This window comes from Curtobacterium sp. 320 (assembly GCF_031455235.1).
GTDB lineage: Bacteria > Actinomycetota > Actinomycetes > Actinomycetales > Microbacteriaceae > Curtobacterium.
On the sequence record NZ_JAVDSI010000012.1, the window covers coordinates 52,046 to 66,215 of the forward strand.

18 protein-coding genes and 1 tRNA gene are annotated in these 14,170 nt (G+C 70.1%); 6 read left to right on the top strand and 13 right to left on the bottom strand.

Features of this window, described 5'->3' with window-relative positions; translation table 11 throughout:
- Position 1 precedes the first annotated feature (1 nt).
- The 3 genes from J2X60_RS15075 to J2X60_RS15085 are packed head-to-tail and all read left to right on the top strand — an operon-like array spanning position 2 to position 947.
- Positions 2 to 406 carry a hypothetical protein gene (locus tag J2X60_RS15075; RefSeq protein WP_309888620.1) on the top strand — a complete coding sequence of 135 codons (405 nt, stop codon included), beginning with the start codon at positions 2 to 4 and terminating at the stop codon, positions 404 to 406.
- Positions 403 to 588, top strand: a complete 186-nt coding sequence (locus tag J2X60_RS15080; protein ID WP_309888622.1) for a hypothetical protein — start codon at positions 403 to 405, stop codon at positions 586 to 588. The genes J2X60_RS15075 and J2X60_RS15080 overlap by 4 nt, the downstream gene beginning before the upstream one ends.
- Entirely contained in the window at positions 588 to 947 is a 360-nt protein-coding gene (locus J2X60_RS15085) for a hypothetical protein (RefSeq protein WP_309888624.1), read from the top strand. The genes J2X60_RS15080 and J2X60_RS15085 overlap by 1 nt, the downstream gene beginning before the upstream one ends.
- Positions 948 to 1,000: 53 nt before the next feature.
- On the opposite strand, the gene J2X60_RS15090 is transcribed toward J2X60_RS15085, so the two are convergent.
- The 10 genes from J2X60_RS15090 to J2X60_RS15135 form a co-directional block, all read right to left on the bottom strand.
- Positions 1,001 to 1,270 carry a hypothetical protein gene (locus J2X60_RS15090; RefSeq protein ID WP_309888626.1) on the bottom strand — a complete coding sequence of 90 codons (270 nt, stop codon included), beginning with the start codon at positions 1,268 to 1,270 and terminating at the stop codon, positions 1,001 to 1,003.
- Positions 1,271 to 1,581: 311 nt separating this feature from the next.
- A complete protein-coding gene (locus tag J2X60_RS15095; protein ID WP_309888628.1) occupies positions 1,582 to 2,199 on the bottom strand; it encodes a hypothetical protein in 618 nt (205 codons plus the stop codon).
- Between the two features lie 383 nt (positions 2,200 to 2,582).
- Positions 2,583 to 2,798 carry a hypothetical protein gene (locus tag J2X60_RS15100; RefSeq protein WP_309888630.1) on the bottom strand — a complete coding sequence of 72 codons (216 nt, stop codon included), beginning with the start codon at positions 2,796 to 2,798 and terminating at the stop codon, positions 2,583 to 2,585.
- Positions 2,791 to 2,964 (bottom strand): hypothetical protein, encoded by a 174-nt coding sequence (locus J2X60_RS15105; protein ID WP_309888633.1) that lies wholly within the window; start codon positions 2,962 to 2,964, stop codon positions 2,791 to 2,793. The genes J2X60_RS15100 and J2X60_RS15105 overlap by 8 nt, the downstream gene beginning before the upstream one ends.
- A 498-nt stretch (positions 2,965 to 3,462) precedes the next feature.
- The gene (locus J2X60_RS15110; protein ID WP_309888635.1) at positions 3,463 to 3,756 is read right to left on the bottom strand and encodes a hypothetical protein; all 294 of its coding nucleotides are present in this window, start codon (positions 3,754 to 3,756) and stop codon (positions 3,463 to 3,465) included.
- A 77-nt stretch (positions 3,757 to 3,833) separates the two neighbouring features.
- Positions 3,834 to 5,018, bottom strand: a complete 1,185-nt coding sequence (locus tag J2X60_RS15115) for a site-specific integrase (RefSeq protein ID WP_309888637.1) — start codon at positions 5,016 to 5,018, stop codon at positions 3,834 to 3,836.
- Positions 5,019 to 5,120: 102 nt separating this feature from the next.
- Positions 5,121 to 5,196, bottom strand: a tRNA-His gene (locus J2X60_RS15120).
- A gap of 111 nt (positions 5,197 to 5,307) precedes the next feature.
- A complete protein-coding gene (gene orn, locus J2X60_RS15125) occupies positions 5,308 to 5,934 on the bottom strand; it encodes an oligoribonuclease (RefSeq protein ID WP_092384091.1) in 627 nt (208 codons plus the stop codon).
- Positions 5,935 to 6,439: 505 nt separating this feature from the next.
- Positions 6,440 to 7,681 carry an MFS transporter gene (locus J2X60_RS15130; RefSeq protein WP_309778982.1) on the bottom strand — a complete coding sequence of 414 codons (1,242 nt, stop codon included), beginning with the start codon at positions 7,679 to 7,681 and terminating at the stop codon, positions 6,440 to 6,442.
- On the bottom strand, positions 7,678 to 8,124 hold the full coding sequence (locus tag J2X60_RS15135; RefSeq protein ID WP_309778983.1) for a MarR family transcriptional regulator: 447 nt from the start codon (positions 8,122 to 8,124) through the stop codon (positions 7,678 to 7,680). The genes J2X60_RS15130 and J2X60_RS15135 overlap by 4 nt, the downstream gene beginning before the upstream one ends.
- Positions 8,125 to 8,185: 61 nt before the next feature.
- On the opposite strand from J2X60_RS15135, the gene J2X60_RS15140 reads away from it, so the two are divergent.
- Positions 8,186 to 8,476, top strand: a complete 291-nt coding sequence (locus J2X60_RS15140; RefSeq protein WP_071295918.1) for a hypothetical protein — start codon at positions 8,186 to 8,188, stop codon at positions 8,474 to 8,476.
- A 78-nt stretch (positions 8,477 to 8,554) separates the two neighbouring features.
- A complete protein-coding gene (locus tag J2X60_RS15145) occupies positions 8,555 to 8,815 on the top strand; it encodes a thioredoxin family protein (RefSeq protein WP_092384087.1) in 261 nt (86 codons plus the stop codon).
- On the opposite strand, the gene J2X60_RS15150 is transcribed toward J2X60_RS15145, so the two are convergent.
- From J2X60_RS15150 to J2X60_RS15160, 3 genes are read right to left on the bottom strand one after another with little or no spacing between them, the layout of a single operon-like run.
- The gene (locus J2X60_RS15150) at positions 8,759 to 10,288 is read right to left on the bottom strand and encodes a DUF6716 putative glycosyltransferase (protein ID WP_309888640.1); all 1,530 of its coding nucleotides are present in this window, start codon (positions 10,286 to 10,288) and stop codon (positions 8,759 to 8,761) included. The two genes, J2X60_RS15145 and J2X60_RS15150, sit on opposite strands and share 57 nt — an antisense overlap.
- Positions 10,285 to 11,157 carry an N-acetylneuraminate synthase family protein gene (locus tag J2X60_RS15155; RefSeq protein WP_309888642.1) on the bottom strand — a complete coding sequence of 291 codons (873 nt, stop codon included), beginning with the start codon at positions 11,155 to 11,157 and terminating at the stop codon, positions 10,285 to 10,287. Before J2X60_RS15155 ends, J2X60_RS15150 begins: the two co-directional genes overlap by 4 nt.
- Positions 11,154 to 11,927, bottom strand: a complete 774-nt coding sequence (locus J2X60_RS15160; RefSeq protein ID WP_309888644.1) for an acylneuraminate cytidylyltransferase family protein — start codon at positions 11,925 to 11,927, stop codon at positions 11,154 to 11,156. Before J2X60_RS15160 ends, J2X60_RS15155 begins: the two co-directional genes overlap by 4 nt.
- A 160-nt stretch (positions 11,928 to 12,087) precedes the next feature.
- Between J2X60_RS15160 and J2X60_RS15165 the strand changes: the two genes are divergently transcribed.
- A complete protein-coding gene (locus J2X60_RS15165; RefSeq protein ID WP_309888646.1) occupies positions 12,088 to 14,169 on the top strand; it encodes a glycosyltransferase family 39 protein in 2,082 nt (693 codons plus the stop codon).
- Position 14,170 lies beyond the last annotated feature (1 nt).

Consider the following 14,170-nt stretch of genomic DNA (forward strand, 5'->3'; position numbering starts at 1 on the left):
GGTGGGCATCGTGCAGTGGATCCTCGCAGCATCGGTGCCCACCGCCGACACCGCGCCGGACGGCGTCTGGAGCTGGCTCAGCGGCACCCTCTCCGTCTCGGACATCATCCAGGGCAGCGGCCTGCTGCTGATCGTCGGGCTCTTCGCCACCCGGCGCATCCTCACAATCGCCGACCACCGATCGCGCGTCGAGGACCTCGAGAAGTTCCACTCGAAGGTGCTCAAGGAGAAGGACGAACGCTACGCCGCGATGACGGAGTCCCGCGACGAGTGGAAGCAGACCGCGGCCGATGAGCGAGAAGCACGCGAGAAGGCCGAGGAGGGCTTCCGCGAGTTCGCCGTCGAGATGGGCGGCCTCACCACACACCTGCTGGGCTCCATCGACGCAGCTGCGGAGAAGCCATGAACGAGCAGACCGCCGGGCGGGAAGAAGCCCGCCGTGCACGAGAGGAAGCACGCTCCGCGTCCAAGCGGATCGACGCCCTCCTCGACATCGTCCGGACAGGACCACTCGCCGCGATCCGAAGCAGCCGCGAGCAGAACCACTACACCGACAAGGTGCGTCGCATCGTACGAGGGGAACACTGATGGACGAGGTCCTCAACACATGGGCCAACGTGCCCGCCTACGCCGCGGCGGCGCTCGCGCTCGTGACGTTCACCGTCTACGGCGTCGGGTCGCCCTGGTATCGGTCGCTGCTCGGGTTATCGTTCTTCCTCAACTTCGGCTCCCTCCCCGCAGTTGTGCTCTTCATCGCCGCCCGGCGACTGATCGCGACGAACGCAACCGGCAGCCCCTCGGCGACGTCGGACGGGCTCGGCTGGCTGGCGCTGCTGCTGTACTCCGTCATCGCGCTCATCCAGGCACTGCAGCTCGTCGTGCTCATCATCGAACGCAGACGCGGCCCCGAGATCACCGTCCGCCTCGGACGCGGCGAGCGCCGCTGAAACGAACGAGGACCCCCACCAGGTGACTGGTGGGGGTCCTTCGTCGTTTCGTCCTAGCCGCGCTTGTGGATTGCGGATGCGATCGCTTCGGCGTCGGCTTCGCGGGAGCGCTGTCGGTCGGAGCGTTCGATGGTGTTGACGCCGTCGACGATCAGGTACCCACAGATGACGACACCGAGCATGCCGATGAACAGTGCGGCCGTGATGCTGGCGGTGCCTCCCCAGATGGCCAGGCCGCCGAATGCGAGGAGCAGGATTACCGCGCCGGCGAGCTGGGCGAACGCGGGCATGCGCCAGCGGGTGGGGGTCATCCAGGTCGTCATGCCGTTGATCGTAGAGCCGACTCAGCGTCGTGACTAGCCCTCATCCGCGGGGCGCGCCGCCGTCTGTCGAACCCACGAGACGAGGGCGGGCGGCTGATGCCGGCGTCTGCTAGTAGTGCAGCTGCCCCGACGCGATCGCCCAGAAGAATCCGACTAGGAGGACCACGGATACTCCTCCGATCCCCGTGACGATCCAGACGTTGGCCGATCGATCCCGCTTCGACACCCTGACCATGGTGGGCAGTCTACGTCGCGGGCGGCGGCACCAACGAAGGCCCCCACCAGGTGACTGGTGGGGGCCTTCGTCGTTGCTATGCCAGGACGAGTTCGCGCTCGACAGACGCCGCCGTCGATCCGATGCGCTCCATCAGGCGTGCGAACAGGTCCGCGACCGTGGACTGGTCGTCCAACCCGACGTCGGACAGGCGGATGGCATGCGTGTCTCGCGGCTTCCCGCGCACGATGCCCGTGTAGCTGATGCTGTCCTCACCGGGGAGCTGCACGGCGATCGTCGCGGGCTGTGAATCGTCCAGCGACGACGTCACGTCCGAGATTCGATCGGTCGGCAGGGCAACCACGATCACTGTGTCGCCGAGGTCGTCTTCTGTGGTGTACGCACGCAGTCCACCGTCCGAGGCGATGTGCTCCATAACGTCGGACGCGATCTCGACCCGCTCGTGCGCGGCGTAGTCGGCCTTCACGCGCACCGCGAAGACGCGATCCTCGACCTCGATCACGTGCTGTTCATACTCGAAGATCGACCCGTGCGGATCCATGCCTGCCGCGACTGCGATGTCGAACAGGTCATCGGACAGTTCCTGCATCGTCGCTGCGCCCGCTACAAGTCCCGGCAGTTGCGGGCTGTTCACGGACCAGCCGAACTGGCCGTATTCCGTCAGAACAGCGTGCACTTCATCGACCTTGGACAAGTGCTCTCGCCTCCTCTTTCTCCAGCAGAACCTGCTTGATCAGTACGTTACGCACCTCGATGTGGGAAAGCTCCCTCTTCGAGTCGTGAAACGCCCAACGCAGACGTGGTCGGCCCTCGCAACTGAGCCACTCGTGGCTGCCTGTGGTTCCGCCGGGTTCAGTTCGATATCCCAGCGCGAACAGCAAGCTCTTCAGCTTGGAGGGCGACATCGACGGAAACTTCCAGCCGTCGCCCACTCGTGACCCCCAGTGCTCCGTCGGTTTCAGGCCGGGAGCAACTGTGACAGACAGTGCGGGCCCGCCATATGGCTCGCTTTGGTGATCATGGCAGGTCGCGAACCCCGAGTCAAAGTCAGTTCGCTTGCAGCGGCATGAAGTCCGGTCACCGACTGATTAACCCTGGTTCGCCCTCACTCTCGCTTGCCGCCAGCCACTGGTCGAGGGTGCGCCGAGTTACGCGGGCATCCTTCGCGACGTAGAACTTCGCGGAGCCGTCCCGCACCGCCTGCACGGCGACGGGGCGGATCTCCTCGGTGACACGCTCGAGCTCGTCGAGCAGCTCGCCTCGCCTGGTGCCGAGCTCGTGCAGGTCAGCCACGGCGGACCTCCTGCCGAACGGACAGCACGGACACGACTGCCCACCCCGCCCACAGGGCAAGCATGATCGGCCAGTACCGTCCGGCCACGACGGACGCGACCGCGATGATGATGCCGACGGCGGCCGCGGTCTGGCCTGCGCGGGTGCGCAGGATCTTCGTGATCATCGGTTCCTCCTGTTCGTGAGGTGGGGTGCGTAGAATCCCGGGAGCGGGTGGCCCGAGGCATTTGCGGTGCTTCGGACCACCCTTTCTCACTTCCGGTGTCGTGCTCGGCGGTTCGGCTTCATCTCTACCAGCCACTTCGTGATTTGGAAGACCAGGCCGAGACCCGCGATCACGACTGCTGCGATTCCAATCGCATCCCCTCCTCCCTGTGTTGTTGTGTTTCAAGTATACACAACAACCGCTAGGGTGCAACAGGCTTGACAGCATCTCGCCACACCCAGGCGCAGTCGGCTGCCTGCCCGAAGCCCCACTCGACCAGCACCGCGCGCTCGGTGTACGCGATCACCCGCGCCTCGACCTCGAGTATCCGATCCGGGTACTGCAGCCACGCGAGCACAGGGTCCGGCGTCGGCAGATCAACCTCGGGGCCGCCGCGCGCGAGCTCTGGGAGTGAGAACGGTGGACCAAGGGACCAGCGGTCGCGTCGCCGGCGCGCCATCAGTCCCGCCGCGGTGCGAGCTTGCGCGTGGTCACCGTGTCGCGGGGGACCCACGCTCGCTGCAGGCGGCCCTGCCACGCGATCTCGACGTACACGGCGACGTCGGAGCGGGCGACGGCGAACGCCTTCACCTCGGGGAGCACTCCGATCGCGTCGAAGCGGAGGTCACGGACGGTCACGGGCTGCGGCGGGTCGACAGGCTCCGGGCTCCCGATGCTGTCGAGCGGCATCGACTCGGCTGCGTAGATCGGGACGTCCTGGTGCTCGGGAGGTGCCCACTTGTGCTCGGCCATGCCGACGATGATGCGCCGCACCGCCGACAAGCGCAGCACTTCACTTCAACGGAGTGAAGCGCTGCGCTTCACCGCGTCTACTGCTCGAGCGAAGGGAGGACGTGCGCCATGGTCTGCTGCATGATCGCGGCGAGCTGCGCGTGCGCCTCCGGGACCAGGTGTCCGTACGTGTCCACCGTCGTCGTGATCTTCTCGTGGCCCAGCTGCGCCTGGACGTAGGGGAGAGGCGTGCCGCGGGCGATCAGCCATGACGCGTGCGTGTGTCGCAGATCGTGCGGTGTCGGGCGCTTGCCCAGCGGCGTCAGCCCGGCGGCCTTGCACCGGGCGGGATCGTTCGCAGCTTCGACAGCCCGGTCCCAGATGCGGTTCTTGAACGGCGCGTACCAGAGCCGGCCGCCGTTCTGCACGCCCTGGAAGAGCAGGCTCGACCCCTCGCCGTCGAGGGGAAGGAACGCGACGATCTCCGCGAACAGTGCGACGGTCCTGCGGCCCTTCTCCGACTTTGGCGGCCCCATGAGGCCGCCCTTCTTCCACGCCTTCGTCACGCGCGCCGTGGGCGGGGCGACGTCGAGGTTGACGTCACGCTTCTCGAGGGCGGTCGCCTCGGACCAGCGAGTGCCGGAGCCGACGAGGAACGCCACGAGGGGCTTGTAGTAGGGCGGGATGAAGTGCAGCAGGACCGCGAACTCGTTCGGCGTCAGGAACACCGCCTCGTGCTTCTGCCCACGCGACAGACGCGCTCCCCGTGCAGGGTTGTCGGGGCGGTACTTTGCCTCGACCGCCGCCGTGAGGATCGCGGACAGCAGCGAGTGGTAGTTCCGGACCGTCTTCGCAGACACGAGGCCGTTGGCCTTCCGCGAGCGCACGGACGGCTGTGCCTCCTGCCAGGAGATCCACCGGCCGATGTCCTGACGCGTGACGGCGTCGACGGGAATGTCGCCGAGGATCGTGTTCAGAGAGCGCTTGGCGATGGCACGGTAGCCCGCTCGAGTGCCGGGCTCGATGCCGGTGAGGATGCCCGAGGCTTCATCGAGGTACCGCTCCGTCCACTCTCGGAACGTGGGGACGCCGGCGGTGCGCTCCTGGCGTGTCTCCCAAACGGCGAGCGCCGCGATCGCCCCGACTCGGTCGATGAGGTCCGAGAACTGCTGTGCGCCCTTTGGGTCGGCGAAGGACTTCGAGCGCATCTGCTTGTCGACGCGGAACTGGACTCGGTACGAGATCGTGTCGTCGGTGCGGCGACGGGCCTGGATGCTCGCCATGGTGATGCCTTTCAGATCAGGCATCCGCGGTGAAACAAGGAAGCGGATGTAGCCCCATATGTAGCCGGAACCTCCGACATGGGCCTACATCCGCTTGCCTATTGGGGTGAATAACGGGTCTCGAACCCGCGACCTCCTAGACCACAACCAGGCGCTCTACCAACTGAGCTATATCCACCATGTGCACACCGGGCGACCGGCGCGACCACTCAATAGTAGTACATGCCGGAGGCGGGTCGGAACACGAGGGGCGAGCCGCGCCTCCTGGACGCGCCGCAGGCGGTGTGTCCTACTGCGCGAGCCGCGGCTCCCACTTGGCGACGACCTCGCTCGCGACGGCCTTGACGTCGTCCGAGGTGGGGCCGGGCTCGGCCACGAAGCCCGCACGGCGGTAGTACTCGAGCTCGCGGATGGACTCGAGGATGTCCGCGAGGGCACGGTGACCACCGTGCTTCTCCGGCGCGTTGAAGTACACGCGCGGGAACCAGCGGCGGCAGAGCTCCTTGATGCTCGACACATCGACGCTGCGGTAGTGCAGGTGTCCGTCGACGCGGGGCATGTACTTCGACAGGAACGACCGGTCGGTGCCGATGGTGTTGCCCGCGAGGGGAGCAGAGCCCTCGGCGGGGACGTGCTCGAGGATGTACTCGAGCACCTGGTACTCGGCGTCCGCGAGGCTCACACCGTTCGGGATCTCCTCGAGCAGCCCCGAGGTGGTGTGCATGTTCGTGACGAACTCGTTCATGTTGTCGAGCGCCGACTGATCGGGCTTGATCACGATGTCGAAGCCGGGGTGCACGGGGACGAGGTCGAAGTCGGTGACGACCACGGCCACCTCGACGAGTTCGTCGACCTCGAGGTCGAGGCCCGTCATCTCGCAGTCGATCCAGACGAGGCGGTCGTTCGCAGTTGCCATGGTGTCGATCCTATTCCGCGGCGGGGCGGGGTCGCTTTCCGCCCGCGCGACCGCGCCCGTTCGTGGTGCGGGCCCAGCGCGGCCCGCGAGTGGGCGGTATGTGCGCGCTGAGGCGCGCGGCTGGGACGTTTTCCGCCCGCTCGTGGCGCGGGGTGCGCGAGCGGGCGGTATGTGCGCGCTGCGGGGTGCGGTCCGGGCGTTCTTCGCCCGCTCGTGGCGCGGGGTGAGCGCGAGTGCCTGGAGGCGCGGCGCCGGTCTCGGGGGTCGACCCGCGCCTCCAGGCGGTCACCCAGGAATCCGCGAGCGGGCGGAATGCGCGGGGTGCGGAGTGCAACCGGGACGGAGAACGCCCGCTCGCGCGGGTGAGCGCGCGAGCGGGCGGAAGGTGCTGGGTGCGGCGGGTGAGCGGGACGTACTTCGCCCGCTCGCGGAGCGCGGAGCGCGGAGCGCGGAGCGCGGCCAGCCGCGCCGCCGGCGCCGCCGGCGCCGCCCGCAGCCGCCGGGGCTACGCCATCTCGCCGGCGGCGATGGCCTCGGCCTCGACGGGCTCGGGCTCGGCGCCGTCGTCGACCCGGCGCAGCACGCGCGTGGTGCACACCACGACGACGAACGCGACGGCGACGGACAGCCCGGCGAACACGTACGCGGCAGACGGGGCGAACTGGTCGGCGAGCAGGGTGGCCACGGGCGGGGCGATCGCACCGCCGATGAAGCGCACCGCGGAGTACGCGCTCGAGGCGACGGAGCGGGGGAGGTCGGTGGCCTCCATGACGCACTCGGTGAGCACGGTGTTGAGGACACCGAGCACGAGGCCGCCGATGATGACGCAGATGATCAGGCCCACCTGCGACTGCACGACCACGGCGGCGGCGAACAGGTCGAGCGCGAGCAGCGGGAGCGCGATCTTCAGCACGGTGGTGCGGCGGAGTCGTGCGGTGAGCATCGGGGCGACCCAGACCGAGGTGATCGCGAGGCCGACGCCCCAGCCGAAGAAGGTGAAGCCGATGCCGAGTGCGCCGAAGCCGAGCGGGAAGGGCGTGTAGGCGAGCAGGACGAAGAAACCGATGTTGTAGAAGAGCGCGGTGACGGCGAGGGCGGCGAGTGCCGGGCGACCGAGCGCACGGAACGGTGCGGAGAGCTTGGTCGGCGAGGGCTTCTCGAGGTTCTTCGTCTTGAGGAGCGTGACGATGGCGATGAACGCGATGGCCATGAGCGTCGTGACGCCGAAGAACGGGCCGCGCCAGCTGACGGAGCCGAGCAGGCCGCCGACGAGCGGGCCGACGGCGATGCCGAGGCCGAGCGCCGCCTCGTACAGGATGATCGCGGACGCGGTGCCACCGGAGGCTGCCCCGACGATCGTCGCGAGTGCGGTGGAGATGAAGAGTGCGTTGCCGAGACCCCAGCCCGCGCGGAAGTCGATGATCGTCCACACGCTGTTCGACGTCGCCGCGAGCACCGAGAACAGCACGATGAGGGCGAGGCCGATGAGCAGGGTGTTCTTCGCGCCGATGCGGCTGGACACCCAGCTGGTGAAGAACATCGCGACACCGGTGACGGCGAGGTAGCTCGTGAAGAGGAGCTCGGTCTGCGCCGCAGTGGCCTTGAGGGACGAGGCGATGGCGGGGAGGATCGGGTCGACGAGGCCGATGCCCATGAAGGCGACGACGCAGGCGAAGGCGATCGCCCAGACCGCTGATGACTGCTTGAGGATGCTGCCGGACTGTGCGGCGGGTGCGTGGGCGTTCACGCGTGGGTCTCCGTTCTGGTGGCGGTGGAGGTTCGGGCGGCGATGACCTCGACGGCGTCGTGCAGGGTGTCCCACTCGTCGTCGGACAGGTCGGCGAAGAGCGGGCCGACCGTCCGGGTGAGGGTGACCCGCCAGGACGTCAGGCGTTCACGGCCGGCGTCGGTGAGCTCGATGAGCTGCCCGCGGGAGTCGTCTGGATCGACGCTGCGGGACACGAGCCCGTCGGCGAGCATGCCCGCGACGAGTCGGGTCATCGTGGGCTGCGCGACGCGGGAGGCGGCAGCGAGCTCGCCGAGGCGGAGCGGCTGGTCGGTCTCGAGGATGCCGAGCGTGCGCCAGACGGCGGAGGACGTGGTGTTCCCCGTCGCCTGCGCTGCGGTGCGGATCAGGCGGTTGACGGAGACGAGGAGCGTCTCGATCGTCTGTTCACGCGGTGATTCCATAGCAAAACTATATAGCGAGGCTATGAATGTGTCAACAGGCGGTGCCTGGTAGAAGGGATGCATGAGCGACATCACCATCCACGAAGGCGACGAGTACACCGCGATCTTCCACGGCGGACCCTTCGACGGCACGACCGACACCCGCACGGCCACGAGCGACGCGCTGGACGACGAGGTCACGGTGTTCGCCGACGTCGAGGGACTCCAGACCGCGTTCACCTACCGAATGACGAAGTCCCGCCAGGTGCTCGACCAGACCTCGGCCGAGTTCGAGTACGTGCCGGGGGAGTCCGACCCGGTGGACGACCTCGCGGACCGCGGGGACCGCAGCGGCGAGTTCGACCGCGAGTAAGCAACCGCGCCGCGCCGCGCCAGGCCGCGCCGCGCCGCGCCGGGAGTAGATCCGGCCGCGCCCGCGTTGCAGGACCACATGCAGCTCGATCTCTGGACGTCCTCGTTCTGCGCCCCGTGCGCTGCCGCCCGCCGGGTGTCGGCCGAGGCGTCCGAGCTCGTCCCCGGGCTGCACGTGACCGAGCGCGACGTCGCGAACCACCCCGACCAGGCGGAGGACCTCGGCATCCGGTCGACCCCCACGATCATCGTGCGGCGGGACGACGGTGCCGAGGTCTTCCGGTCACCCGGCGTCCCGACCCGGGACCAGCTGCTCCTCGCGATCGCCAAGGCGGTCTGACGGGCCACCACCGGACGCAGCCCCTCCGGACGCAGCCCCTCCGGACGCGGCCCCTCCGGACGCGGCCCTGCCCGACCCGGACCCACTGACACGCTGACTCGTCGGCGCGAGCAACACCGGCACCTCCGCCGGTCGCACCACCCGTCGCACCCGCCGGACGACCCGCTTCAGCGCCCGCACCGGCGCCCCGATCACCAGCGCGACGGCACCGAGGACACTCCGGTCGTCCGGCCCGAGGGCGTTCTTCCGCTCCCAGGCCCGACGGAGCACGCCACCGCGACTCCGGCGTGCCGCTGGTCGGTCGCGCAGGACCCCGGCATCGCGGGACTCCATGAGCCGTTCGGTCCGGTCGGCCCAGTCGTTCTCCGAATACGGGTGGAAGTGGTTGTCGTGCATCCACTCCTCCCGGACCGTCCCGAACCGGCCGTCCACCAGGTCGACGGCGTCGCCCTCGAGCCCGCTGCCCACGAACACCTCGTTGATGAGGTGCCGCCCGATGCCGAAATCGGTCAGGGTGAGCGCGGGGATGCCCCGGGCCGCCGCTTCGAGCACGGCCGTCGAACTGATCGTGACGAGGGCGACCGCGCGGTCGAGATGCGCGGACATCGGCCCGCTCTCGACCACGAGGTTCGCCGGCGCGTCCGTCGGCACGAGGTCCGGGTACGGGTCCTGTTCGCGGTGCGTCTGGTGCTCTCCGGCGGCAGCACGGACCTTGATCACCACGCGCCACTCCGGGTGCCGACGGGCGGTCTCGGCGAGCCACCCGACGACGCGCTCCCGCTCGGCACGTTCCGCGGGGACGCTCGGCTGTGCGGCGAAGACGACGGAGTCGCGGACGATCGCAGCGCCGTCGCGGCTCGCAGCGGCTCCGGACGGCCGCGCGAACGGCAGGGTCGCGAGCGCGAAGTGCGGCTCGACGCCGCCCTCGGTCGCGAGCTCCTCGTAGGCGCGGACCTCGCGGTGGCTGTGCAGCACGAACAGGTCGGCGCGCGCCCGGAAGAACACGCCCTTCCACTTCGCCGGGTAGGAGATCCCGGGCAGCCCCGTCACGAGGACGGGCCGCCGTGGCACACGACGGTGGACCTCCTCGATGACGAGCTCCGCCACCGGTCCGATCAGGGACACCAGCACGGCGTCCGGCGGGTCCTGCCGGAGCCGCTCGACGATGGCGTCGACCTCGAGCGCCTCCGGCGGCGCCGCGGCCAGGTGCGCCAGCCGGTCGTCGAGCCCCCGGAACGACGACCGCAGCTGCGCGCGGCTCGCGGATCGCGGCGTCGCCACCGTGAGCAGTTCGAGGTCCCAGTGCGCGGGTGCCGTGGCGAGCAGGTGGGCGCCCCACTTCGCGAACGAGTCGGTGTCGACCAGACCGACCACGCGTCGGACGCGTGGCAGGGCGTCGGACGGGAGGCGCGCCTCCCGTCCTTCACTCGGCTCGCCCCCGTCGCCGGTCGCGTCCAGGTCGCCGCCCGTCACGCCCCGACGCGGCGCAGCTTCGCGAGCGGTGCCCGCTCGCCGGGCATGACCCGCTTCACGCCGTCGCCGAGCGCGGTCTCGATGATCCGGACGTCGCGCGCGAGCGTCTGCAGCCCGTGCGGTTCGAGCGACGCAGCGTGGTCGGAGCCCCACATCGTGCGGTCGAGCGTGATGTGACGCTCGACGGCCGTCGCGCCGAGCGCCACGGCGGCGATGGAGATCTGCAGCCCGGGCTCGTGGCCGGAGTACCCGACCGGGACGCCCGCGTAGCGGTTCGCGAGGGTGTCGATCATCCGCAGGTTCGCCTCCTCGGCGGGGAGCGGGTACGTCGACGTGGCGTGCATGAGCACGAGTCGCTCGGTGCCGAGGGCCTCCACGGCACGGTCGATCTGCTCGAGCGTCGACATCCCCGTCGAGAGGATCACGGGCTTGCCGGTCGCGGCGACCTCGGCCAGGAGCCCGAGGTCCGTCACCGACGCCGAGGCGATCTTGTACGCCACCACGTTGAGGTCCTCGAGGAAGGCGACCGACGGCTCGTCCCACGGCGAGGCGAACCAGTCGAGCCCGAGGAGCGTCGCGTGGTCGCCGATCTCGATGTACTGGTCGCGGTCGAACTCGACGCGGTACCGGTACTCGAGGTAGGTCATCTCGCCCCACGGCGTGCTGCGCGGCGTCTGCTTCATGTGCTCCGGCGTGGAGATCTCCGGCGTCCGCTTCTGGAACTTCACGGCCTGCAGCCCGGCGTCGGCCGCGACGTCGATGAGTCGCTTGGCGATGTCGACGTCGCCGTTGTGGTTCAGGCCGATCTCGCCGATGAGGTACGCGGGGTGGCCCGCGCCGATCGTGGACGTGCCGATGGTGACGGTCATGGTGCTCCGTTCGGTGCGGGGACGTGCGGCTCGGTGGCCGGGCGGTGGTCTGGTGCGTGCTCGTCGGACCGGTGTGCGGGAGGGTCGAGCCGTGGTGCGAGGGCGGACGCGAGCGCGAGGTCGGCCGGGTCGTCGACGTCGATCGCTCCGGCACCGTCGACGACGACGAGTTCGACGCGGCCGTGGAACCGGTGGCGGTGCTCGCGGAAGGCGGCGGCCCGGAAGGCGTAGAACGCGCCCGTCTCGCGGAACTCCGGCTCGCGGTCCTGCCGCCGGGGGCGGACGGCCTGGTCGTGGTTCACGGCGCTGGCGGAGCCGTCGTCGCCGATCCGCCAGAGGAACGCGTGCGAGGGCGCCGCGGCGAACACCGAGTCGGCGTGGCCGTCGCGGACCCGGGTGACGGCGGCGTCGAGGTCGGCCGGGTCGATGAACGGCGAGGTCGCCTGCAGGAACACGACGACGTCGGGCTCCTCGCCGGCGGCCGCGAGCGTGTCGAGGACGTGCAGCAGCGCGGACTCCGACGAGGCCTCGTCCCCGGCGAGCGCTGCCGGACGCCGGACGACCCGGGCGCCGGCGGACACGGCCTCGGTCGCGATGGCGTCGCCGTCCGTCGAGACCACGACGGTGTCGATCGTCGTCGCTGCTCGGGCGGACTCGACCGCGCGACGGACCAGGGAGCGCCCGGCGACGGGGCGGAGGTTCTTGCCCGGGATGCCCTTCGACCCCGCACGGGCCGGGACGACCGCGACGACGGAACCGGTGAGGCGCATGCTCGGGACGCTACGAAGCCGCGGTGTCGCGGAGGCGAACTCCAGGCAGACGCGTGCCGAACCGTTCCGGAACCCGACCCGGCGGACGCACGCCGCGCCTCCCGGCGCTTCCACAGCGCTGCCAACGGATGCCGAAAGCCGACCCGGTGACGCTGGGACCATGCGCACCAGCTCCCGCACACCCGCCGTCCAGCGAACACGGTGGGAACGTCCTGCCTTCTTCGGCCTGCTGGTCGCGACGGCCGTCCTGTACCTGGTGAACCTCGGGGTGAACGGGTACGCGAACGCGTTCTACTCGGCAGCGGTGCAGGCGGGGAGCCAGAGCTGGGAGGCGTTCTTCTACGGCTCCTCGGACGCGGGCAACTCGATCACGGTCGACAAGCCGCCGGCGTTCCTCTGGGTGATGGAGCTGTCCGTACGCCTGTTCGGCCTCGACTCGTGGGCGATCCTCGTGCCGGAGGCCCTCATGGGCGTCGGGACCGTGGCACTGCTGTACGTCATCGTCCGGCGGCGGTTCTCCGCCGGGGCCGCGCTCGTCGCGGGCGCCGCACTCGCGACGACCCCGGTCGCGACCCTCATGTTCCGCTTCAACAACCCGGACGCACTGCTCACGCTGCTCATGGTGCTGTCGCTCTGGCTCGTCCTGCGCGGTGTCGAGAGCGGACGTGTGCGATGGGTCGTCCTGGCCGGCGTGGCCGTCGGGATCGCGTTCCTGACGAAGCAGCTGCAGGGGTTCCTCATCCTGCCCGTGCTCGTCGGCGTGTACCTGTCCTGCTCGTCGCTGCCGTTCGTGAAGCGCGTCGTGCACCTGCTGTGGGCGGCCCTCGCCGTGGTCGTCGCCGGCGGGTGGTGGGTCGCCGTGGTGGAACTCGTGCCGTCGTCGTCCCGCCCGTACGTCGGGGGGTCGCAGACGAACTCGTTCCTCGAGCTCACCTTCGGGTACAACGGCCTCGGACGGGTCACCGGCGACGAGACCGGCAGCGTGACCGGGGGCGGCGGAACTGCCGGAGCCGGCTCCTGGGGCGCCACCGGGCTGCTGCGGCTGTTCGGGTCGGAGTTCGCCGGGCAGATCACCTGGCTGCTGCCCACCGCACTGGTCCTCCTCGTGGCGGCGCTCGTCGCGATCGGGTTCCGGCAGCGGACGTCGCTTGCTCGCTCCCGCCTCGCCACGGTCATCGCGCTGGGTGGGTCGCTGCTCGTGACCGGGCTGGTGTTCAGCTTCATGGGCGGGATCTTCCACCCCTACTACACGGTCGCGCTCGCGCCGTACATCGCCGGGCTCGTGGGCATCGGCGCCGGGGTGCTGTGGGAGCGGCGCGCGTCGTGGTGGTGGCGTGGGACGGCGGCGTTCGCGGTGGTCGTCACGGTGGTGTGGCAGTGGCACCTGCTCACGGCGGCGTCGGGGTGGCAGCCGTGGATCCGGTGGGTGGTGCTCGTGGTCGGGGTGGTGACGGCGGCGGCGGTGCTGGTGCCGGTGCACGGCGGCCGGCTCGCGAGGTGGTCCCGTCCGGTCGGCAGCGTCGCGGTCGTCGGCGCGGTCGTCACCGGCTTGCTCGGACCGACGGCGTACTCGATCGACACGGTGACGACCGCCCACACCGGGGCGCTGCCCTCGGCTGGACCGACCGTCGCGGGCGGCGGGTTCGGTGGCGGCGGGTTTGGTGGCGGGGCCCGCGGTGGCGGCGGGTTCGGTGGTGCTGGCGGCGGCCCTGGAGGCGCGGGTGGCGTCGGCGGGACCGGCGGACCGGGTGGGACGGGCGCGGCCGGCGGGACCGGTGGACCGGGTGGGGCGGGCACTGCCGGCGGGACCGGCGGCGGGACCGGGACCGGTGGCGGGACCGGGACGGGGCGTGCTGGTGGCGGCGGGTTCGTCGGGGCCGGTGGGCTGCTCGGCGGGTCCACCGAGGTCTCCTCGACGCTGCGGAAGGCGCTCCTGGAGGACGCCGACGACTACACCTGGGTCGCCGCCACCATCGGTTCGAACAGTGCCGCGACCTACCAGCTCGCCACGGGCGCCTCGGTCATGCCCATCGGCGGCTTCAACGGCTCGGACCCGTCACCCACCCTCGGGGAATTCCAGGCAGACGTCGCTGCCGGGAAGATCCACTACTTCATCGCCGGCAGCGTCGGACGGTCGAACGGCGGCAGCGACGCGGCGTCGGAGATCTCGGCGTGGGTGGAGTCGACCTTCACCGCGTCGACCATCGGCGGGGTCACGGTCTACGACCTCACCGCGGGCTAGG